The sequence below is a fragment of the Ruegeria sp. CDSB117 genome (assembly GCF_059611005.1).
In genome coordinates, this window is sequence record NZ_JBXWOS010000002.1 from 162,029 (window position 1) to 182,650 (window position 20,622).

Sequence of the window (20,622 nt, forward strand, 5' to 3'; positions counted from 1 at the left end):
CTTCGAATTTCTTCGTTTGAGTTTGAAGAAATCTCAAAACATGTAAATGATAACAAATGGTAGGACCACTACCAAGGCAAAATCGGCTTGCGTAGAATATGAAGATTCATAGTACCATTCGGGAAAAAGAAACTTCCAGACTACAACTGGCAAGGCACAGGCGATCAAACGAAGTGGGCCCGAATAGCGAGCTTCAAACTCTTTTGCCAATGATAGAAACTTTTTCAAGTTCTTGATCTTTCGAAAATTCTTGTTCCGTATTTTTACAGGAGACGAAAGTCTACAGCGAATGAATTGCGAGACTCGCAGTTTACATGACAAATTCTAGTAGAAAACGGATCACAATCTTTTTTGCGCAGTTTGCACTATCACCGCACCGCCTCAATCGGCCCTTCCGCACTCCCGCTGATGAACTGTTCCACATAAGGATCGCCCGAGGCATCCATCTGGCTGACCGGGCCGGTCCATTGGATGACGCCTCCGTGCAGCATGGCCACGTTGTCCGCAATCGCGCGGACAGAGCTCATGTCGTGGGTGATGGTCATCGCGGTGGCGCCCATCTCGGTCACAATCTCGCGGATCAGGTCGTTGATGACGCCGGACATGATCGGGTCCAACCCTGTGGTGGGCTCGTCGAAGAAAATGATCTCGGGCTCGGCGGCGATGGCGCGGGCAAGGCCCACGCGTTTTTGCATCCCGCCCGACAGTTCGGAGGGGAAGCGGTCCGCGACGTCAGATTTCAGGCCCACGCGGCGCAGCTTCTCAATGGCGATTTCACGCGCGTATTCGGCGGGGCGCTTCAACGGTCCGCGCAGCAGGCGGAATGAGACATTCTGCCAGACGGGCAGGGAATCGAACAGGGCCGCGCCCTGAAACAGCATCCCGAAGCGGGCCAGGAATTTGTCGCGGTCGCCTTTCGCAGCGTCCTTACCGTTTACGTAGATCATCCCACTATCGGGTTTGATCAGGCCCAGAATGCACTTCAGCGCCACGGACTTGCCGGTGCCTGAACCACCGATGATGACCATCGAGGTGCCCTTGGGGATCTCAAGGCTCATGCCTTGCAGAACCTGATTGTCGCCAAAGGCTTTTGCTACGTTCTCCATCCTGATCATACCGAGAAGAACACCCCTGTGAGAATGAAGTTGGCAGCGAGGATCATAATAGCGGCGGATTCGACCGAGGATTTGGTGGCCCGGCCCACACCTTGCGCGCCGCGGCCCGAATTCATGCCGTAGTAGCAACCCATGATGGCCGCGATCAGGCCGAAGGCGGCCCCTTTGACAAGCGATGATACGATGTCTTTGGTTTCAAGGAAGTTGACGGTGTTTTGCAGATAAGTGGCTGCGTTGAAACCCAGATTTTGGGTCGCGACCACATAACCGCCTGCAATGCCGATGATATCTCCGATACCGACCAGCAGGGGCACCGTAATCAAGGCGGCCAAAACACGTGGCGCCGTCAGGTATTTCATCGGGTGGGTCGACAGGGTGACCAGCGCGTCGATCTGCTCGGTCACTTTCATCGTAGCGATTTCTGCTGCAATGGATGACGTCACGCGCGCGGCGATCATCAGGCCGACCAGAACAGGACCGAGTTCACGCACCATGCCGATGGCGACGATCTGGGGCACCACAGCCTCGGCGTTGAAACGCGCGCCGCCTGCGTAGATTTGTAAGGCAAGGGCACCGCCGGTGAAGATGGCAGTCAGGCCAACAACCGGCAGCGACAGCCAGCCGACATTCATCAGGGCAACGGCAAACTCGCGCGGATAATAGGGCGGCCGAAAGATATGTGAGATCGCGTCCAGCGCAAAAATTCCCACCTTGCCAAAATTGGCAAGCATGGACAGGACAGCACGGCCCAACCCACCCAGCGCAGCCAAGGGGTTCATTCCACGTATCCCCGGGAATAACGTGCGCCCAGCGACGTCAGGATTTCATAGCCGATGGTGCCGGCGGCTTCGGCCAAGTCGTCGACTGTTTGATGTCCGTTCAGGATGCGCAGGCGTTCGGGATCTTCGGGCAGATCGGTGACGTCGACCGTGATCAGATCCATCGAGATGCGTCCAACAACGGGGCAGGGCTGGTTGCCAAAAAACACGTCGATCCCACCACCGATGGCGCGGTGCAATCCATCAGCGTAACCGGCGGCAACGGTTGCAATGCGAGAGGGACGACGCGCAATCCAGCTGTTGCCGTATCCGACCGTTTCACCGACGTCGACAGGGCGGACTTGGATAACAGGCAGGTCGATCGCGACAACAGGTTTCGCGTCGGCAAAGGGCATGCCGCCGTACAGGCCGATGCCGGGGCGGCAGAAGTCAAAGTGGAACTCGGACCCCAACATCGTACCACCCGTAGCAGCCAGAGAACGGGGGGCAGTCACGCCATCTGTCATCTCGCGGAAGGATTTCAACTGCTGTTGGTTCATCGGGTTATCAGGCTCATCCGCGCAGGCCAGATGTGACATAACTACCACCGGGTTATTGGCCTCCATCTCGGGCCGCAGTTCAGCCCAGTCTGCGGGCTCAAGCCCAAGGCGGTTCATGCCACTGTTCAATTGGACCCCAAAAGGGCGATCCGGCATTGCCTGCCGGAGCCTCTTATACTGTTCCGGCGAATTGATCAAAGGTATCAGATTATCTGCATAATGTAGCCCATTGTCCCCTTCCATGAAACCAGAGAACACGAAAATCTGCGGCTTGGGGCCTACCGCCTCGCGCACAGCGGCGCCTTCTTCGGCGGCGGCGACAAAAAAATGGCGAACCCCTTCTTCAGCCAAGGTCGCAGACACCGGCCCAGCTCCAAGCCCATAAGCATCAGCTTTGACAACTGCTCCGGTTTCGACTTTTGTTTTTGCGTCCAATGCCCGCCAATTGCTGGCGAGCGCATGAAGATTGATCGTTAAGTGTGCGGTACCCATGGAGTGTTCATGACATTGGATTGCGGCAGGTCAAGGGGGTAAACAGCAATTCTTGAGGAGATTTTGCGAGTGCTGGGCGGCTTCTAGCTGCTATCGCAGGGACAATGGCGGTTTGCCTGACTTTTAGGAGTATTACAGTTGCCTCGACATTGTATCCGCCACGTATTCAACGAACGTTGTATAAGTAAATCGTTTACTCAGAGCCGGACGATGAAGTGAGAGGAATTCCATGCTGAAAATGACCTGGGACTACAATGCGTATGCGACCGAACTGCCTGAACTGTTTCGCGACGTATTCACGGCATCTGAGAGTAAAGAGGAGGGAGCAGTGATCAGTGCGCTGGTCAGCGATCTGTTGGCGACGACGGACAGAGATGACCTGCACGCCGCCATTGCCGATGATGGCCCTCAAGTGCTGGGTTGCATCCTGTTTTCGCGGCTGCGCTTTGACCAAGACCCGCGACAGGTGTTCCTGATGTCACCGGTTGCCGTGCGTACGGATCGCCAGAAAGCGGGGATTGGGCAGCGACTGATCGCGTTTGGGTTGGATGGGTTGCGCCGCGACAACGTCGATTTTGTGGTGACCTACGGCGATCCGAACTACTACGGCAAAACCGGGTTTTTGCCGATTTCAGAAAAAGTCGCCCAAGCTCCTTTGCCGTTAAGCCATCCGCATGGGTGGTTGGGGAAATCTTTGACGGGGGCTGAGATGGCGCCGTTCAAGGGGCCATCTCACTGTGTCAGTGCATTCAATAAACCCGAACTGTGGTAAGGGTTAATACCCCTCAATTTGCCCGTCCTGTTGCCAGGGTTTGACCAGATTTCCAAAACGGGTGAACTGTGCTTCGAACGAAAGGTCGACCGTGCCGATGGGACCGTGGCGCTGTTTGCCGACAATGACCTCGGCCTTGCCGTGCAGACGTTCCATGGCCTGCTTCCACTCTTCCATCTTTTCCAGTTCGTGATCGCCGGGCTTTTCGCGTTCCTTGTAGTACTCCTCGCGGTACACGAACATCACCACGTCGGCGTCCTGTTCGATCGAGCCTGATTCCCGCAGGTCAGACAGTTGCGGGCGCTTGTCGTCGCGATTTTCTACCTGACGCGAAAGCTGGGACAGGGCGATCACCGGAATTTGCAATTCCTTGGCGATGGCTTTCATGCCCATCGAAATCTCGGCAATTTCGTTGACGCGGTTTTCGGCCATTCCCCGGCACAGCTGCAGGTAGTCGATAACGAGCAGGTCCAAACCATGTGTCCGCTTCAAACGGCGTGCCCGAGCCGCCAACTGCGAGATCGGCAGGGCAGGCGTGTCATCGATGAAGAGCGGGCAGGCTTCCAGTTCCTTGGCCGCGTCGACAAAGCGGCGGAACTCGGACTCGGTCATGTCACCCTGGCGGATTTTATGGGATGAAATTTCGGAGGCTTCAGCCAGAACCCGGCCAGCCAGCTGTTCCGCACTCATTTCCAATGAGAAAAAGCCAACAACACCGCCGTCAATCGCGCCCTCGGAGCCGTCTGGTTTCAGCCCACGTTTGTACGCCTTGGCCACATTGAATGCCACGTTGGTCGCCAAAGAGGTCTTTCCCATCGACGGACGACCGGCAAGAATGATCAGGTCAGACGGGTGCAGGCCACCCAGTTGTTTGTCCAAGTCGGCCAGACCGGTGGAAATACCCGCCATGCCGCCACCGCGCTGGTATGCTTCGTTGGTGACGTTGACGGCTTCTGTGACCGCCTTGAGGAAGGATTGAAATCCCTGTTCGGTCTGGCCCTGCTCGGATAACTGATAAAGCTGTTGCTCGGCCTCGACGATTTGTTCTTTCGGCTCGCTTGAGACATCAACCCGCGCCGCCTTGTCCGAGATATCCCGACCCAGCCGGATCAGCTCGCGCCGGATGGCAAGATCATAAATCATCTGGGCATAGTCATGCACCGCAAAGGCGCTGATCGATGCGCCCGCCAGTTTGACCAGATAGGCCGGGCCACCCAGTTCCTGCAGGCCCTCATCCTCGGCCATGAAGGATTTCAACGTCACGGGCGAGGCCAGCGCATTCTTAGCTATCCGGGTCGAGGCGACCTCATAAATCCGGGAGTGAACCGGGTCATAGAAATGCTCGGCCCCGATGATCGAGGCGACCCGATCATAAAGATCGTTATTGGTCAGGATCGCACCCAGAAGCTGCTGTTCGGCCTCAATGGAATGCGGCATGGTTTCGGCGTTCTGAATCCGAGCTGCTGCCTGCTCGATGCTGCTGATCTCGTTCATTTTGTCCCCGCTGCCCTGCGGCGCTTTCTACACGCTATTTCGGCGTGTCGGCTATCTGGAAATACCTGTGGCTAACTATGGATAAAGCCTTGGGATAACTTTCCTGACAGTTTGGATACCTGTGTATGCGTAGCTTATTATGTAGGAATTGGGGAAAAAGTCACCAGATATCGTGGCCGGTCGACCGATTCTTCCGGGCTTATCCCCAATCTGTCCACAAGAGGTTTACGTGGATTTATTTGCTTCCTGCCAGCCACGCGGGTCTTTCAGGAAGGCTTCGACACCGTCAAGTGTTTCCTGATCAAAGGCTTTCTGCGCTTTGGCCTCGGCCAGAACATCCCACCATGTGCACAGGTGATGCAGTTGGATGCCGTGGTCGCCCAACGTTTTTTCGGTCTCGGGGAAGATGCCATAGTAGAAGATGACCGCCGTGTGCCCACAAGTGGCACCTGTTTCGCGGATCGCATCCACGAAGGACAGCTTGGACCCGCCATCGGTGGTCAGATCCTCGACCAGCAGCACGCGTTCACCTTCGCTCATCGCGCCTTCGATACGGGCGTTGCGGCCATAACCCTTTGGCTTTTTGCGCACGTAGGTCATCGGCAGCGCCAATCGCTCGGCAACCATGGCGGCGAAGGGAATGCCCGCGGTCTCACCGCCGGCGATATTGTCGAATGCCTCAAACCCGGCATCCCGCATCACGGTGACGGTCAGGAAATCCATCAGGGTCGACCGGATGCGCGGGTACGAGATCAGCTTGCGGCAGTCGATATAGGTCGGGCTGGGCAAGCCGCTGGCCAGTGTGAACGGCTCACGCGAATTGAAATGGACGGCTTTGATCTCCAGCAACATCCTCGCGGTCAGGCGAGCGATTTCGGTGCTGTCGGGGAATGAACTGGGGATCATAACGGTACCTCTGGGCTGAATGGCATTGCGGGCTGATAGCCCGTCCCGCGGCCCAGAGTCGAGAGGGTGCAGGCAAAAGAAAAGCGGACCTCACGAAGAGGCCCGCTTTGGCCCTTGCGGGCAAGAGGCAGCCAAGGTGGGCTTAGCTGCTCATGTCATAGGCACGCTCGCCGTGTACCGAAAGATCGAGCCCGTTTGTCTCAGTTTCTGCATCTACGCGAAGCGGGGTGATCAGCGCAACCACCTTGATCAACACAAATGTGACAACTGCCGTAAAGACACCCACGATGACCAGCCCGCCCAACTGCGCGGTCCAGGCACCCAGGCCGAACACTGCGATCATAATGGTACCAAAGATGCCACCTACGCCGTGTACCGCGAACACGTCCAGAGTGTCGTCGATGTTCAGCTTGTTACGGATGATATTTACGGCCTCCTGACACAGCACACCTGCTACGGCACCGATGATCAGCGCCTGAACCGGCTCGACGTATCCCGAGGCCGGAGTGATCGAGGCCAGACCGGCAATCGTGCCGGTGACCAGGCCCACCATAGAGGCTTTGCCATACTTGATACGTTCATACAGCGCCCATGTCAGCGATGCGGTTGCGGCCGAGATATGCGTGACAGTTATCGCCATTGCGGCACCGCCATCTGCCGCCAATTGTGAACCGCCGTTGAAGCCAAACCAGCCAACCCACAGCATCGCAGCACCGATCATGACATAGCCCGGATTGTGCGGCGGGGTCGTGTGGTTGCGGCGCGGGCCAAGCGCCACGGCGATGATCAGCGCGGCCAGACCTGCGGTTTCGTGCACCACGATGCCACCGGCAAAGTCACGCACGCCGATCTCGCCCAGAATGCCGCCATCGGTCAGAATGCCACCGCCCCAGATCCAGTGAACGACGGGTGCGTAGCACAGCAGCATCCACAGGCCTGAGAATATCATGACAAACCCGTAACCCACACGCTCGACATATGCGCCGATGATCAGGGCGGGGGTGATGATTGCGAATGTCATCTGGAAGGCAAAGAACAGTACCTCGGGCAGGGTGCCCGACAGGCTGTCGACGTCAACTCCGTTCAGGAAGGCTTTGCCGAGACCGCCCCACAGACCCGACCCGCCGTCACCAAATGCGATCGAGTATCCGGCGACCAACCACAGGATGCTCATCAAACAGGCGATTGAGAAGCAGTGCATGAAAACGCTCAGCACGTTGCGGGCGCGCACGAGGCCGCCATAAAACAGGGCGAGGCCCGGCAATGTCATGAATAGGACCAGTGCAGTTGCAACTATGATCCAGGCGGTATCGGCTCCGTTCATCAGCCGGTCTCCTCTGTGGCGTCTTCAGCTTGCGTAGCTGGCGTTGAAGCGGAGAGAAGGCGGGGAAAAAAGAGGCAGAGGTGGTTTTTGACGCCTGTTTTAAGGGCCTTTTGTGAACCGGTGATTAAATGAGCGCCAAAATGAGTGGGGTGCTAGATTATTAAGCAATTAACGAAAGGCCGCGTGACAGCAGGTCCAAGGCATGATCACGGGCGGCCAGCCGGACCTTGTCACGCCCCAACGCGCCAAATTCCACGGTTTGGGTTGTCGTCGATTGCCCGTCCACCGCCAATCCAAAACACACGCGGCCTTCGGGTTTGAATTCGGATCCGCCAGGGCCTGCGATGCCGGTGATGGACACTGCAAGTTGCGCTTTTGAATTTCTTAACGCGCCATCAGCCATCTGCTGTGCCACTTCTTCGGACACCGCACCATGGGCGTCTAGCGTTTCGGCCTGTACACCCAGCATCTGCTGCTTGGCGTCATTGGTGTAGGTGACAAACCCGCGATCCACCACGGCCGAGCTGCCCGGGATATCCGTCAGCGCAGCAGCGACCATGCCGCCGGTACAGCTTTCGGCTGTCGCGATCATCACGCCTTGCGACTTGGCGCGGTCAAGCAAAGCGGCGACACTCATAGGCCCAGAACACCGTGCGAGATGCCGGCAAGAACCAGAACGCCGATCCCGGCAAAGACGCCGGCGATCACATCGTCCAGCATCACACCCATCGCGTCACCTTTGCGATCCGCCCAACCCACCGGGCCGAGTTTCGTGATGTCGAACAGGCGAAACAGAAGGAAACCTGCGATCCAGCCGGGCCAAAGGGCTGTGATATCGATTCCATGCGCCCAGGATGGGTAGGAAATGGCCCAAAGCGCGATGAACTGCCCGGCAACTTCGTCGATGACGATTTCAGACGGGTCGTGATCTTCCTGACCAGCAGTCATCACTTTGGTGGCCCACAGGCCGCCGACGAAAACAGCGACAGTGGCGAGGACCAGCAATGGAAAGCCGCCCAGCGTATGAAGGACCCAAGCCAGGGGCAAGGCGGCCAGAGATCCCCATGTTCCGGGTGCAGGGCGCATATATCCGACGCCGCAAACAGTCCCGATCAATCGCGCGGCGTTCATGACTTCACCAGACAAGCTGTCGCCAATGATGCGATGCCTTCGCTGCGTCCGGTAAAGCCCAGACGCTCGGACGTGGTCGCCTTGACCGAGATCTGATCGACGTGCAGCCCCATAATGCGCGCCATTTCTTCACGCATCGCGGGTGCGTGCGGACCGATCTTGGGGTATTCACAGACCAGCGTGCAATCGACATTTGAGATGCTGTAACCCATCTGCTCGACCAGCTCGACCGCGTGGCGCAGGAAGATCTCGCTTGCCGCGTCTTTCCATTGGGGGTCCGAGGGTGGAAAGTGCTGGCCAATATCGCCCTGCGCCAGCGCGCCATAGATTGCGTCAGTAACCGCATGCATGCCAACATCCGCATCAGAATGGCCCTGTAGCCCCCGGTCATGCGGAATTTTGACGCCGCATAGGATCACGTGATCCCCGTCGCCAAAGCGATGCACGTCATAGCCGTTGCCCAGTCTCACATCCATGTCGGTCCCCAATACGCGTTCCGCCCGGGCAAAATCCTCGGGTCTTGTGATTTTGATGTTATCGGCATCGCCTGGCACGATCACCACGTTCATGCCAGCGGCGCGGGCGACCTCGACATCGTCCGCCGCGCCGCCAGAATGGGCCGCGTGCGCCGCGACAATCGCGTCATAGCGAAAACCCTGTGGGGTCTGCGCCGCAAAAAGACCCGTCCGGTCCTGCGTTCCGGTCACAGCGGCTTCGTCACCGGTCCAGAGCGCATCTGTAACGGCCAGACCGGGTGCCGCAGCCTCATTCGTGGCTAGGGCGGTCAGGACGTCCGCAATAGTCTGGCTGCTTACGCAGGGGCGGGCGACGTCGTGAATCAGGACATGTTTGATCCCCAGCCCATCTAATGAATCCAGCCCGTTCCGTACCGACCCGGCACGATCGCTGCCACCTTTTGCCAGCAGCAGATCAGAGCCTAAAAACTCGTCCCAAGTGGTCTGATCATCCTCGGACAGCACCAAAACAATATGATCGACCTGATGGCGAAAGCGGTCGATGGTCCAGTCTGCAACTCTGCGTCCGGCCAATGGTCGCCATTGCTTGGGAATGCCGCCTCCGGCGCGCAATCCGCGTCCTGCGGCGACGATGATGGCGGCGGTGGTCATTGGGCGAATTCTCCGGTGATTTGAGCGCAGTGTTTAAGCTGCGGTGAATGTAGAGGCAATCACCCGCGTCAAGTTGCTTAAAAAATAGGCAAGTGGTGATTTTGCAAGCTTGTTTCCTGCCGTTTTGTTGTTCATATGCGCGGAATTCGATATCTAGGTCGCAACTGCCCAAGGATTAAGCACTTTGACCCTGCACCTCGCCGACAAAACCTTGAATCCGCCGGTCATGCTGGCGCCGATGGCCGGGATCACTGATCGGCCGTTCCGTGATCTGGTGATGCGCTTTGGCGCGGGCATGGTCGTCAGCGAAATGGTCGCTAGTCAGGAAATGGTGCAGGCCAAACCGGGCGTGCGGGAACGGGCCGAGTTGTCTGCTGACGTTGAAAACACCGCTGTTCAACTTGCCGGGCGCGAGGCGCATTGGATGGCCGAGGCTGCGCGTCAGGTGGCCGATCGCGGGGCGCGGGTGATCGATATCAATATGGGCTGCCCGGCAAAGAAGGTGACGAATGGCTATTCCGGTTCGGCGCTGCTTAAGACGCCGGATCACGCGCTGACGCTGATTGAGGCCGTGGTCGAGGCTGTCGACATTCCGGTCACTCTGAAAACTCGTCTGGGTTGGGACGACAACTTGCTGAACGCACCGGATGTGGCGCGCCGGGCGCAAGGTGCGGGCATCCAACTGGTCACAATCCACGGGCGTACGCGGTGCCAGTTCTACAAGGGACGCGCGGACTGGCAAGCGATCCGAGCGGTGAAAGAGTCGGTGTCGATCCCTGTCATCGCGAACGGGGATATCGTGAATTCTGACGCTGCGCGCACTGCTTTGGACCAGTCAGGCGCTGATGGCGTCATGGTTGGACGCGGGGCGCAGGGTAAGCCATGGCTGCTGGCCCAGATGTGCCACGACTTGTATGGCGCGCCGGTGCCGGTCATCCCCGCCAATGGCGACCTGATCGAAATGGTGCGCGGTCATTATGAGGCGATGCTGGACTTTTATGGCATCGATCTGGGTCTGCGCGTGGCGCGTAAACATCTGGGCTGGTACATGGATGAGGCCGCGACCCCGGCGAACTTGCGCCGTGCGGTTTTGACCTCGCGGGATACCTCCGAGGTGCTGCACCTGTTGGGCGATGCCCTGCACGGCGACGCAGAGGCAGCAGCATGACCTCGGACCAAAACATCTGGGCCTCGCTGCCGGTTCCGGCTTTCATCATTGATGCCGATGACCGGATCACAGATGTGAATTCCGCCGGGGAGGGGTTCCTGAATGCGTCCCGCAATGCAGTCATCGGTCACCCGGTCTGGGACCAGATCGCCGTGGATGCCCCACTGGAAGAAGCGTTTTTGCGCGCACGCCAACAGGGCACACCGCTTTTCGTGAACGATGTGGATGTGGGGTCAGGCAATCGGGCGCCGCTGCAATGCGCTTTGCAAATTGCGCCGCTGCTTGGGCATCCGGGGTCGATGATCATGACCATGTCCCCACGAGAACTGGCGGGGCGGATGACACGGGGCAACACGGTAAAATCTGCGGCGCAATCGGCGATTGGCATGGCGGAAATGCTGGCACATGAAATCAAGAACCCATTGGCGGGGATCACCGGGGCTGCGCAACTTCTGAGCATGAATATCAGTCAGCAAGACCTTGAACTTACAGATCTTATCGTTGCTGAAAGCCGCCGAATAGTGAAGCTTTTGGAGCAGGTCGAGCAATTTGGGAACCTGACCCAGCCAGATTTCAAACCAGTCAATATCCATGACGTTCTGGACCGTGCGCGGCGCTCGGCACTGTTGGGTTTTGGCGCGCATATGACGATTATCGAGGATTACGACCCCTCGCTGCCGCTGGCCTATGGAGACCCGGATCAACTTTTGCAGGTCGTACTGAACCTGCTCAAGAATGCATCCGAGGCGTCCCCCAAAGGCGGGACAATCCGCCTGCGGACGTATTTCGAACATTCCTTCCGCCTGCGCCGCAGCGACGGTTCGGGGCATTCTTTGCCCCTGCAGATCGAAATCATCGATGACGGCCCGGGGCTGCCGGACAAGATCCGAAGCGACATTTTCGATCCGTTCGTGTCGGGCAGGGAAAACGGCACCGGTCTTGGGCTGGCGCTGGTCAGTAAAATCATCTCGGACCACGACGGCTGGATTTTGGCCGAGTCGGTTCCGGGACACACCGTATTCCGCCTGTCCCTCAGACGCGCGCCGCGCGACGAGACCTGAGATGGACAACCGGGCAGAGATAGTAAGGAGAGCACCTGATGGATGGCACAGTACTGGTCGCAGATGACGATCGCACAATCCGAACCGTACTGACTCAGGCCCTGACGCGGGCCGGGTGCAAGGTGCATGCGACATCCTCGCTGACCACTCTGATGCGCTGGGTCGGCGAGGGCAAAGGAGACGTTGTAATCTCTGACGTGGTCATGCCGGACGGCAACGGGCTCGAGATGTTGCCCAAGATCGCGCAGGATCGTCCGGGGTTGCCGGTCATCGTGATCTCGGCGCAGAACACGATTATGACCGCCATTCAAGCGGCCGAGGCGGATGCATATGACTATCTGCCCAAACCCTTTGATCTGCCAGACCTGATGAAGAGGACCGCACGGGCCTTGGAGCAAAAGCAACGCGTGCAGGCGGATGCGGTCGTACCTGCCGAAGACCGTCCTGAGGAGCTGCCGCTGGTTGGGCGCACTCCGGGGATGCAGGCGCTGTATCGCCTTGTGGCACGTGTGATGAATACCGATCTTTCTGTCATGATTTCCGGTGAAAGTGGCACCGGCAAGTCCTTGATAGCGCGAGCTATTCATGATTTTTCGGACCGGCGCACGCTGCCCTTCGTCACTGCGACCGCTGGTGATCTGCGTGACCTCGAGGGACCTGCGCGCATTATGGCCAGGGTGCGGGGCGGCACCCTGTTGATCGACGAGATCGCTGATATCGAAGATGAGGTCCAGGCACGTATTGTCCGGATGATGGACACGCCCGGCGATCATCTTCCGCGTTTTATGGCGACCAGCCAATCGGACCTGACCGAAGCGATGGAAAGCGGGCGGGTGCGTCAGGATCTGTATTATCGACTGTGCGGTGCGACGATCCACGTGCCAGCGCTGCGCGAGCGGGTGGACGATATCACCCTGCTGGTTGATCACTTCCTTGCCCGCGAAGAACGGGAGCATGGCACAAAGCGCTGGCTCAGCTCCGAGGCCGTAGAACTGGTCCGAAGGTATTCCTGGCCCGGTAATGTACGACAGTTGGAAAACGCGATCCGACGTTTAAGCCTGACCAGCCGGGCCGAAGAAATATCGAAAGCCGAGGTTGAGATGGTTTTGGGCAGTCAGCCCGAAGCGGAACCGATTCTTGGTGACGGCGAAAGGGAGAAACTCTCGGCCTCTGTGGCCCGTCATTTGCGTCGCTATTTCGATCTGCACGGCAATTTGTTGCCACCTCCGGGCCTGTATCAGCGCATCCTGCGCGAGGTTGAGGGCCCCTTGATCGAGCAGGCACTGGACGCAACCGGCGGAAATCAGGCGAAATGTGCGGATTTGCTGGGGATCAACAGGAATACGCTGCGCAAAAAAATCACCGATCTCGATATTCAGGTGACACGCCGACGCAAACTGATGTAATATCGCCACACAAAGCGTGGCATCCGGGTACAAGCCCGGCAACGACCACGAGATATGGCGGTACGCCGCGTATGCGGCACATCAGGATGAGGGCAGACGGTGGCAACCCGAGCACAGAGCGGGCTGATCCTATCGATTGATCGGTGGCGGAAATCCCGAAAACTGCGCAATTTTAGCACCCTAGGGCTGGTCCTTTTGGGGCCGCTTCTGGCGTTGGCCACATATCTGGTCATCGGTCCGTTTGATTTGGGTTCGGCAGCGCCCACGCTGCGGCTGATTCTGTTGGCGGATCTGGTCTATGTGCTGGTCGTTGCAGCACTTGTTCTGGGGCAGGTGTTCAGCCTGATCGCTGCACGGCGGGCGAAATCTGCCGGGTCTCGTCTGCACCTGCGGCTGATCGGTGCGTTCACCTTGCTGGCCCTGGTGCCGACAGTGACCGTCGCGATCTTTGCCGGCCTTACGGTGAATATCGGGCTTGAGGGATGGTTTTCGGATCGGGTACGTCAGGTTGTCGGATCATCCCTGTCGGCGGCCGAGGCCTATGAGCTTGAACACCGCAGCGGCCTGACACAGGACGCTATCGTTCTTTCCCGATTCCTCGACAATGCGCGAACGCTGGACTTCTACATCTCGGACGCAGAACTGCGCGAGGTTCTGGCACAGGGACAATCGCAGATTCAGCGGGGCTTGCGCGAGGCCTATGTCATTGATGGCAGTGGAGAAATCAAATCCCGTGGCGACCGGTCCTACCTGTTCAACTATGAACCGCCGACACCGGAGCAGATGGTTGAAGCAACCGACAGCGGCCTTCTGATCATTGCCGATTGGCAAAACAACGAGTTCCGCGCGCTGGCACCGTTGCAGGCCTATCTGGACCGGTATCTCTATGTTAGCCGCGAGGTGGATGGCGAACTGCTGAAATTACTGGATGACACCAAGGAAACGGTTCAGTTCTACCAACAGCTTGAAAGTGAAAGGGGCCGGGTTCTTTTCGAGTTCGGGCTCCTGTACCTGGGCTTTGCGGTCATCCTGATCCTTGCCGCGATGTCGTTGGGGATGTGGTTCGCTGAACGCCTGTCGCGCCCGGTTGGCCGTCTGACTACAGCCGCACAAAGGGTCGGCGCCGGGGATCTGAGCGTTCAGGTCATCGAAGAGGCCAGCGATGACGAAATCGCCATGTTAGGTCGTTATTTCAATCAGATGACACGGCAACTTAAAGGGCAGCGCGAAACGTTGTTGGAAAACACGCGTCAAATCGAACGCCGCCGCCGCCTGTTTGATTCCGTGCTCAGCTCGGTGACTTCGGGCGTGGTTGGCGTCGACTCGGATGGATGTGTCACTTTCGTAAACCGCTCGGCCGAGCGTCTTCTGGACTGGTCGCGTGGTGAAGAACAATTGGCTATCGGCATCGCGGTTCCCGAATTTCTTCCCTTGTTCGAAAATCTAAAAGCCAGCGGTCAAGAGGCCGTACAGGGTGAGGTTAAGGTCACGCGCAAGGGGCGGTTGGAAAACTTGCTCGTGCGCATGGCGATCCGGCGCGGTGAGGATGGCGGTTTGGAAGGCTACGTGGTGGCCTTTGATGACGTGACCGATCTGGTCAGTGCACAGCGCATGGCGGCCTGGGGCGATGTGGCCCGCCGTATTGCCCATGAGATCAAGAACCCGCTAACGCCGATCCAGCTCAGCGCGGAACGGATCAAGCGCAAATTCTCGCGCAAACTGAACGAAGAGGATTGTGACAGCCTTGAATCCATGACCGATGTGATCGTGCGGCAGACCAACGATCTGCGACGGATCGTGGACGAGTTTTCGAAATTCGCGCGGATGCCCGAACCGGTTCGGCGTGAGGAAGACGTTGTTAACTTGGTGCGCGAAGCCGTGTTGTTGCAGCAAGCCGGACAGCCGGACGTTCAGATCGACGCGACGTTGCCAGACAACCCCATCCTGGCAGATGTCGATGCGACGATGTTGAACCAGGCGTTGACGAACTTGATAAAGAACGCGGGTGAGGCCATTGAAACACTTAAGAAAAAAGGCCCGCCAGAAAATTTGAAGCCACAGATCAAAGTGGACATCTCCAACGATGATACGGGTACGATCATTACAATAGCGGACAATGGCATTGGGTTGCCCGAAGATCGGGCGCGGTTATTTGAACCCTATGTCACCACGCGCGACGAAGGCACGGGGCTGGGCCTGCCCATCGTCAAGAAAATCATAGAAGAACATGGCGGAGCGCTGACTTTGGAAGACGCGCCCGTTTTCGACGGACAGGACCATTTCGGTGCGATGGCCGTGATCCGTTTGCCAGGGGGCAATATTTCCCAGACCGCAGCGCCACAAAAGCAGGCAATTCATACTAACAAACTGAAAGCAGGCCAAAGATGAGCGACATTCTGATCGTAGATGACGAACGCGATATTCGCGAACTGGTGTCCGACATTCTGGAGGACGAAGGCTATTCCACCCGGCTGGCGGCAAACTCGGACGAGTGTATGTCGTCGATCAATTCTGAGCCGCCGGGTCTGTTGATCCTTGATATCTGGCTGAAAGACAGCCGCATGGACGGGATCGATATCCTGAAGTCGGTGAAACGCGACAACCCTGACGTGCCGGTGGTGATCATTTCCGGTCACGGAAATATCGAAATTGCTGTGGCGGCGATCAAGCAGGGCGCTTACGACTTTATCGAAAAGCCGTTCAACATAGACCAGTTGATGGTCGTGATCCGCCGCGCCATGGAGACCTCGCGCTTGCGCCGCGAGAATGCCTCGCTCAAGCGCCGCGAGGTCACAAACTCGGACATGATCGGCAAATCGGCCTCGTTCCGGGCGATGCAGAGCCAGCTGGACAAGGTCACCAAGTCGAACGGCCGCGTGATGTTGAGCGGGCCAGCCGGGTCAGGCAAAGAGATTGCCGCGCGTTATATCCACGCCCATTCCAACCGCGCCAACGCCCCTTTCGTCATCGTTAACTGCGCAGGGGTCGAACCTGAGCGCGTCGAAGAGGTGCTATTCGGGCGCGAGTCAACGGAACGCGGGATCGAATCCGGCTTGTTGGAAGAGGCCCACGGAGGCGTGATCTACTTTGACGAAGTGGCCGACATGCCCTTAGGGACGCAATCCAAGATTCTGCGGGTTCTGGTCGACCAGCAATTCCAGCGGGTAGGCGGGTCTGACAAGGTGCGAGTGGATCTGAGGGTCATCTCGTCGACAAATCGCGATCTTGATGCCGAAATCGAAGCTGACCGGTTCCGCGAAGAGCTGTATCACCGCCTGAACGTCGTTCCGATCGCGGTGCCTTCGATGGAGGACCGTCGCGAGGATATTCCGGTTCTGGCGCAGCATTTCATCGAAATGTGTAACGAAACCCAAGGCTTACCGATTCGCGAAATCTCGGAAGAGGCGGTGGCATTGTTGCAGACCATGACCTGGCCCGGCAATGTGCGTCAGCTGAAGAACCTGATCGAGCGTGTCCTGATCCTGGGCGATGGAACAGGCCCGATCGAAGCCCGCGAATTGCCAACCGAAGAAGAGAAAACCGACGACTCGGGCCGCGTGGTTTTGTCCGGTGCGCTGGCAACGCTGCCGCTGCGGGAAGCGCGGGAGGCGTTCGAACGTGAGTACCTGCTGACCCAGATCAACCGTTTCGGTGGCAATATCAGCCGAACCGCCAGCTTTGTGGGCATGGAACGCAGCGCGCTGCACCGCAAGCTGAAATCGCTTGGTGTTGTGACCTCGAACAAATCCGGGGCGCGGGTGGCGCAGATCGACGAACCAGAACCGGCGGAGTAATCCGCCGGGGCTTTACCCTGCCTGACCCGGGGTGATGATCTGAAACGAGCCGTCGTCGAATTTCACATAGCAGGATTGGGTTCCCAGCGGCGGCAGTTTCGTTGTGCGCGCGGGTGGAACCTGAGACTTTACGCTCTGTTTGCAGGGCGGCAGGCTGATCGGACGAAAGCCTTTTTTGGCCATGCATTGGGCCTCGACCTGATTGCGCAGTCCGGCATTCACGTCGACCGTATACACGCGCCCGGGTTCCCACCAACCAGGCGAGCGATAGCAGTGCCCCCGGTTGTCGCAATAAGTGCGTCCCGGCCAGTATGTGGGCGGGCTTTGCCGCACCTGATTAGCCACGGGAACGTCATTTACCGCCTTAACCTGACATTGCGTGGTCTCGGACTGCGCGCGCGACACGCTTTCACCTTCGCGGTAGTACAGCGAAAGTGGGCCGCTGCATGCGGACAGGACGGTCAGAGGAATTAGTAAGTGAAGCACTGATTTCATAGGGTTATCTTGCCCCAGCTTCGCCCGAATGACAATTCAATTGACCGCTTTGGGGGCATCTGTCATTCAAGGATTTCAGGCAGAAGGGCCAGAAACATGAAGGTCATCATTTGCGGTGCCGGTCAGGTCGGCTGGCAGATCGCACGTCACTTGTCGGGCGAACTGAATGACGTAACGGTGGTGGACAACAATCCCGATCTGGTGCGCCGGGCGACGGAAACGCTGGATGTTCAGGGGATTGCCGGATTTGCCAGCTATCCTGACGTGCTGGAACGGGCAGGCGCGCGGGATGCCGATATGATCATCGCAGCGACCCATTCGGACGAGGTGAATATGGTCACCTGTCAGATGGCGCATTCGATCTTTTCCATCCAGCGCAAGATCGCGCGGTTGCGGGCTAAATCGTATTTGCAGGCGATCCATTCAGATCTGTTCCGTCGTGACCACTTGCCCATCGACGTCGTGATCAGCCCTGAACGCGAAGTCGCAGCTGCTGCCATGCGCCGCCTTTCGGCCCCGTCCGCCTTTGATACTGAGATGTTCATGGATGGGCAGGCGCAGCTGTTGGGCATCCGTATCGACGAAGATTGCCCCATCGTGAACACGCCATTGCGGCAGCTCACGGACCTGTTTTCGACGCTCAGCTCAATCGTTGTCGGTGTTCGGCGGGATGGAACGCTGTTTGCGCCTGAATCCGAAGATCAGCTATTTGTCGGCGACGAATGCTATGTCTTTACCAATGTCAAAGACGTGGACCGCACAATGGAGGTTTTCGGAAAGGCCCAAAAGAAGCAGGACCGCGTCGTGATCGTTGGTGGCGGCAATGTCGGGTTGGAAGTGGCCCGGACGTTGGAAGAGCGTGAAAGCCGCGTGCGCGCCAAGGTGATCGAGCGTGATCGCCAAAGCGCTGAAATAGCTGCAGAAACACTGGAACGGACGATTGTCCTGAATGGCGACGGGCTGGATGCCGCACTGCTGCGCGAGGCCGGGATCGAACGTGCCGACGCGATGTTGGCGGTCACCGATGACGACCGAGCCAACATGCTGGCTGCAGTGCGGGCCAAGGCCGAAGGTTGTGCCCTGGCAATTGCCTTGATCAATGATCCCAGCATGGTGGCCCTGATGGGGCCGCTGGGGATCGACGCCTACATTAACCCGCGTGCGACCACAGTCAGCTCGATCCTGCGTCATATCCGCCACGGGCGGGTGCGGCAGGTCTATTCTATCGGGGACGCCGAGGCTGAAGTGATCGAGGCCGAGGTGCTGTCGACCTCGCCCATGGCAGGACAGAAGCTGCGGGATATTGATTTTCCCGAAGGCGTTCTGGTGGGCGCTGTCCGAAAGGGTGATGAGCTTTTGCGCCCGACAGGCAGCCTGCGGATTGATGAAAAGGATGTGGTGGCGATCTTTGCCATGGCCAAGGACGTTCCCGAGGTCGAGCGCCTGATGCAGGTTTCAATCGATTTCTTCTGATGGCGCGCGCTCTGAGACAACAGATCACTTTGATACAGCGATTGCCGCTGTTTCTGTTGATCTCGGGAATCGCTGCGTTGTCGATGTGGATTCCAGCGATTTACGCGCTGGCCTTGGATGATCACGACACGTCGCGATCGTTTTTCTACTCCGGCCTTCTGGGACTGTTCGTGGTATCCACGATCGCTGTGGCAGCATCAAACCGGGTGCCGCGACGTGGGACGCTGGGGCAACTGGCCGTGTTGCTGGGGTGTTTTACCGTCCTGCCGCTGTTTCTGGCGATTCCGCTGCATGATGCCTTGGGCACCACCACCTTTTTGAATGCGTATTTTGATATGGTCAGTGCTGTGACCACCACCGGTGCAGATCTGTTTCCGGACCCGGATCGCCTGACCTCACCGCTGCACCTGTGGCGTGCTTTGGTCGGCTGGATGGGCGGCTTGCTGATGTGGATTGCTGCGGCTGCAATTCTGGCGCCCTTGTCGCTAGGCGGGTTCGAGATTACGGCGCGCGGCCAGCCCGGTCGCCCGGTGTCGGGCGTCGCACAAAGCGAAGAGGTCGACCCCCGCGGCCGTCTGATCCGTGTGACCCGGACCTTGACACCAGTCTATACCGGTCTGACCGCAACCATATGGATCCTGCTGCTGATCGCCGGAGAAAACGGCCTGACTGCCGTGTGTCACGCCATGTCAACCATGGCCACGTCGGGGATCTCACCTGTCGGTGGGCTGGAGGGGGCGCAGGCCGGAATAACAGGCGAAGCGATCCTGTTTCTGTTCTTGTTCTTCGCCTTGTCGCGGCTGACGTTTTCGACCGATACGGCGACCACAGGCTATTCCCGGCTGGACCAAGACCCCGAATTCCGGATTGGCTTGATGATTGTGGGTGTCGTCGCGGCACTGTTGTTCGCGCGCGTCTGGGCCGGCGTTCTGGAAATCGGCAATCAGCTGGAACCGCTTCAGGCACTCAGCGTGATCTGGGGTATGATCTTTACGGCGTTGTCTTTCCTGACCACAGCCGGTTTCGAAAGCGCAAACTGGAATGATGCCCAGCAATTGTCCGGCCTTGGCACCCCCGGGCTGATCCTGATGGGTCTCGCCCTGATCGGAGGGGGGGTGGCCACAACGGCGGGCGGGGTCAAACTGCTGCGGGTCTTTGCCCTGTACCTCAATGGCGCGCGCGAGATTGATCGGTTGATCTATCCCTCATCCGTTAGTGGCATTGGCGGCGGTAACCGTCGCATTCAAAGCGACGGGGCCTTTATCGCCTGGATCTTCCTGATGATGTTCGCCTTGACCGCAGCACTGTTCAATCTGCTGCTGGCCGCGATGGGGTCGGGGTTTGAACAGGCGATGGTCCTCAGCGTTGCGGCACTCAGCACCACCGGGCCGCTGATCGAACTGGCCACCGATGTTCCCATCCGTCTGGTCGATTTGCCCTGGGGCGCAAAGCTGACCATGTGTGCGGCGATGGTGATCGGGCGATTGGAAACTTTGGCGATCATTGCGCTGATTACGCCAACCCTCTGGCGAGACTAAGAATCCTC

The 20,622-nt window shown here is 58.3% G+C and carries 18 protein-coding genes; 8 read left to right on the top strand and 10 right to left on the bottom strand.

All coding sequences use genetic code 11. The features are described 5' to 3' along the window. Positions 1-368 precede the first annotated feature (368 nt). From AC2FJC_RS03655 to alr, 3 genes are read right to left on the bottom strand one after another with little or no spacing between them, the layout of a single operon-like run. Positions 369-1,115, bottom strand: coding sequence for an ABC transporter ATP-binding protein (locus AC2FJC_RS03655; protein ID WP_496723073.1), 747 nt, complete (start codon positions 1,113-1,115; stop codon positions 369-371). After that, entirely contained in the window at positions 1,112-1,894 is a 783-nt protein-coding gene (locus AC2FJC_RS03660; protein ID WP_496721682.1) for an MlaE family ABC transporter permease, read from the bottom strand. The genes AC2FJC_RS03655 and AC2FJC_RS03660 overlap by 4 nt, the downstream gene beginning before the upstream one ends. Beyond that, positions 1,891-2,925 carry an alanine racemase gene (alr, locus tag AC2FJC_RS03665; protein WP_496738453.1) on the bottom strand — a complete coding sequence of 345 codons (1,035 nt, stop codon included), beginning with the start codon at positions 2,923-2,925 and terminating at the stop codon, positions 1,891-1,893. Before alr ends, AC2FJC_RS03660 begins: the two co-directional genes overlap by 4 nt. A gap of 229 nt (positions 2,926-3,154) precedes the next feature. Between alr and AC2FJC_RS03670 the strand changes: the two genes are divergently transcribed. Beyond that, positions 3,155-3,697, top strand: a complete 543-nt coding sequence (locus AC2FJC_RS03670) for a GNAT family N-acetyltransferase (RefSeq protein WP_496738454.1) — start codon at positions 3,155-3,157, stop codon at positions 3,695-3,697. 3 nt (positions 3,698-3,700) lie between these two features. Here AC2FJC_RS03670 and AC2FJC_RS03675 read toward each other — a convergent pair whose 3' ends face one another. The 6 genes from AC2FJC_RS03675 to AC2FJC_RS03700 all read right to left on the bottom strand — a co-directional run bounded on the left by AC2FJC_RS03675 (position 3,701) and on the right by AC2FJC_RS03700 (position 9,679). Continuing rightward, a complete protein-coding gene (locus tag AC2FJC_RS03675; protein WP_496723064.1) occupies positions 3,701-5,191 on the bottom strand; it encodes a replicative DNA helicase in 1,491 nt (496 codons plus the stop codon). 225 nt (positions 5,192-5,416) lie between these two features. Beyond that, a complete protein-coding gene (locus AC2FJC_RS03680; protein ID WP_480508506.1) occupies positions 5,417-6,097 on the bottom strand; it encodes an orotate phosphoribosyltransferase in 681 nt (226 codons plus the stop codon). Between the two features lie 142 nt (positions 6,098-6,239). Continuing rightward, positions 6,240-7,421 carry an ammonium transporter gene (locus AC2FJC_RS03685; protein ID WP_496738455.1) on the bottom strand — a complete coding sequence of 394 codons (1,182 nt, stop codon included), beginning with the start codon at positions 7,419-7,421 and terminating at the stop codon, positions 6,240-6,242. 160 nt (positions 7,422-7,581) lie between these two features. Continuing rightward, complete coding sequence (locus AC2FJC_RS03690) at positions 7,582-8,058, bottom strand: CinA family protein (protein ID WP_496738456.1); 477 nt, start codon at positions 8,056-8,058, stop codon at positions 7,582-7,584. After that, positions 8,055-8,552 carry a phosphatidylglycerophosphatase A family protein gene (locus tag AC2FJC_RS03695; protein ID WP_496738457.1) on the bottom strand — a complete coding sequence of 166 codons (498 nt, stop codon included), beginning with the start codon at positions 8,550-8,552 and terminating at the stop codon, positions 8,055-8,057. The genes AC2FJC_RS03690 and AC2FJC_RS03695 overlap by 4 nt, the downstream gene beginning before the upstream one ends. Then, a complete protein-coding gene (locus AC2FJC_RS03700) occupies positions 8,549-9,679 on the bottom strand; it encodes a bifunctional 2-C-methyl-D-erythritol 4-phosphate cytidylyltransferase/2-C-methyl-D-erythritol 2,4-cyclodiphosphate synthase (RefSeq protein WP_496738458.1) in 1,131 nt (376 codons plus the stop codon). Before AC2FJC_RS03700 ends, AC2FJC_RS03695 begins: the two co-directional genes overlap by 4 nt. 184 nt (positions 9,680-9,863) lie before the next feature. On the opposite strand from AC2FJC_RS03700, the gene dusB reads away from it, so the two are divergent. The 5 genes from dusB (at position 9,864) to ntrX (ending at position 17,108) form a co-directional block, all read left to right on the top strand. Further along, a complete protein-coding gene (gene dusB / locus AC2FJC_RS03705) occupies positions 9,864-10,847 on the top strand; it encodes a tRNA dihydrouridine synthase DusB (protein WP_496738459.1) in 984 nt (327 codons plus the stop codon). Then, positions 10,844-11,908: a two-component system sensor histidine kinase NtrB gene (locus AC2FJC_RS03710; protein WP_496738460.1), complete on the top strand. Its 1,065-nt coding sequence runs from the start codon at positions 10,844-10,846 to the stop codon at positions 11,906-11,908. The genes dusB and AC2FJC_RS03710 overlap by 4 nt, the downstream gene beginning before the upstream one ends. 38 nt (positions 11,909-11,946) lie before the next feature. Continuing rightward, positions 11,947-13,314: a response regulator gene (locus AC2FJC_RS03715; protein ID WP_496723053.1), complete on the top strand. Its 1,368-nt coding sequence runs from the start codon at positions 11,947-11,949 to the stop codon at positions 13,312-13,314. Positions 13,315-13,413: 99 nt separating this feature from the next. Then, on the top strand, positions 13,414-15,702 hold the full coding sequence (locus tag AC2FJC_RS03720; protein WP_496738461.1) for a sensor histidine kinase NtrY-like: 2,289 nt from the start codon (positions 13,414-13,416) through the stop codon (positions 15,700-15,702). Continuing rightward, positions 15,699-17,108, top strand: a complete 1,410-nt coding sequence (gene ntrX, locus AC2FJC_RS03725) for a nitrogen assimilation response regulator NtrX (RefSeq protein WP_496738462.1) — start codon at positions 15,699-15,701, stop codon at positions 17,106-17,108. Before AC2FJC_RS03720 ends, ntrX begins: the two co-directional genes overlap by 4 nt. Before the next feature lie 12 nt (positions 17,109-17,120). Here the strand turns inward: ntrX and AC2FJC_RS03730 are convergent, their stop codons facing one another. Further along, positions 17,121-17,603, bottom strand: a complete 483-nt coding sequence (locus AC2FJC_RS03730; protein WP_496721695.1) for a hypothetical protein — start codon at positions 17,601-17,603, stop codon at positions 17,121-17,123. Between the two features lie 96 nt (positions 17,604-17,699). Between AC2FJC_RS03730 and trkA the strand changes: the two genes are divergently transcribed. Together trkA and AC2FJC_RS03740 are read left to right on the top strand one after the other, a co-directional pair. Further along, a complete protein-coding gene (trkA, locus tag AC2FJC_RS03735) occupies positions 17,700-19,076 on the top strand; it encodes a Trk system potassium transporter TrkA (RefSeq protein ID WP_108858467.1) in 1,377 nt (458 codons plus the stop codon). Continuing rightward, positions 19,076-20,614, top strand: a complete 1,539-nt coding sequence (locus tag AC2FJC_RS03740) for a TrkH family potassium uptake protein (RefSeq protein WP_496738463.1) — start codon at positions 19,076-19,078, stop codon at positions 20,612-20,614. Before trkA ends, AC2FJC_RS03740 begins: the two co-directional genes overlap by 1 nt. Positions 20,615-20,622 lie beyond the last annotated feature (8 nt).

What these genes read in the sequence shown, in the direction of transcription:
- trkA (WP_108858467.1), top strand. Translation starts at nt 17,700, where the DNA reads ATGAAGGTCATCATTTGCGGTGCCGGTCAGGTCGGCTGGCAGATCGCA.
- AC2FJC_RS03690 (WP_496738456.1), bottom strand. Translation starts at nt 8,058, where the DNA reads ATGAGTGTCGCCGCTTTGCTTGACCGCGCCAAGTCGCAAGGCGTGATG.
- AC2FJC_RS03715 (WP_496723053.1), top strand. Translation starts at nt 11,947, where the DNA reads ATGGATGGCACAGTACTGGTCGCAGATGACGATCGCACAATCCGAACC.
- AC2FJC_RS03675 (WP_496723064.1), bottom strand. Translation starts at nt 5,191, where the DNA reads ATGAACGAGATCAGCAGCATCGAGCAGGCAGCAGCTCGGATTCAGAAC.
- AC2FJC_RS03740 (WP_496738463.1), top strand. Translation starts at nt 19,076, where the DNA reads ATGGCGCGCGCTCTGAGACAACAGATCACTTTGATACAGCGATTGCCG.
- AC2FJC_RS03700 (WP_496738458.1), bottom strand. Translation starts at nt 9,679, where the DNA reads ATGACCACCGCCGCCATCATCGTCGCCGCAGGACGCGGATTGCGCGCC.
- alr (WP_496738453.1), bottom strand. Translation starts at nt 2,925, where the DNA reads ATGGGTACCGCACACTTAACGATCAATCTTCATGCGCTCGCCAGCAAT.
- AC2FJC_RS03680 (WP_480508506.1), bottom strand. Translation starts at nt 6,097, where the DNA reads ATGATCCCCAGTTCATTCCCCGACAGCACCGAAATCGCTCGCCTGACC.
- AC2FJC_RS03660 (WP_496721682.1), bottom strand. Translation starts at nt 1,894, where the DNA reads ATGAACCCCTTGGCTGCGCTGGGTGGGTTGGGCCGTGCTGTCCTGTCC.
- AC2FJC_RS03685 (WP_496738455.1), bottom strand. Translation starts at nt 7,421, where the DNA reads ATGAACGGAGCCGATACCGCCTGGATCATAGTTGCAACTGCACTGGTC.
- AC2FJC_RS03730 (WP_496721695.1), bottom strand. Translation starts at nt 17,603, where the DNA reads ATGAAATCAGTGCTTCACTTACTAATTCCTCTGACCGTCCTGTCCGCA.
- AC2FJC_RS03670 (WP_496738454.1), top strand. Translation starts at nt 3,155, where the DNA reads ATGCTGAAAATGACCTGGGACTACAATGCGTATGCGACCGAACTGCCT.
- ntrX (WP_496738462.1), top strand. Translation starts at nt 15,699, where the DNA reads ATGAGCGACATTCTGATCGTAGATGACGAACGCGATATTCGCGAACTG.
- AC2FJC_RS03655 (WP_496723073.1), bottom strand. Translation starts at nt 1,115, where the DNA reads ATGATCAGGATGGAGAACGTAGCAAAAGCCTTTGGCGACAATCAGGTT.
- AC2FJC_RS03695 (WP_496738457.1), bottom strand. Translation starts at nt 8,552, where the DNA reads ATGAACGCCGCGCGATTGATCGGGACTGTTTGCGGCGTCGGATATATG.
- AC2FJC_RS03710 (WP_496738460.1), top strand. Translation starts at nt 10,844, where the DNA reads ATGACCTCGGACCAAAACATCTGGGCCTCGCTGCCGGTTCCGGCTTTC.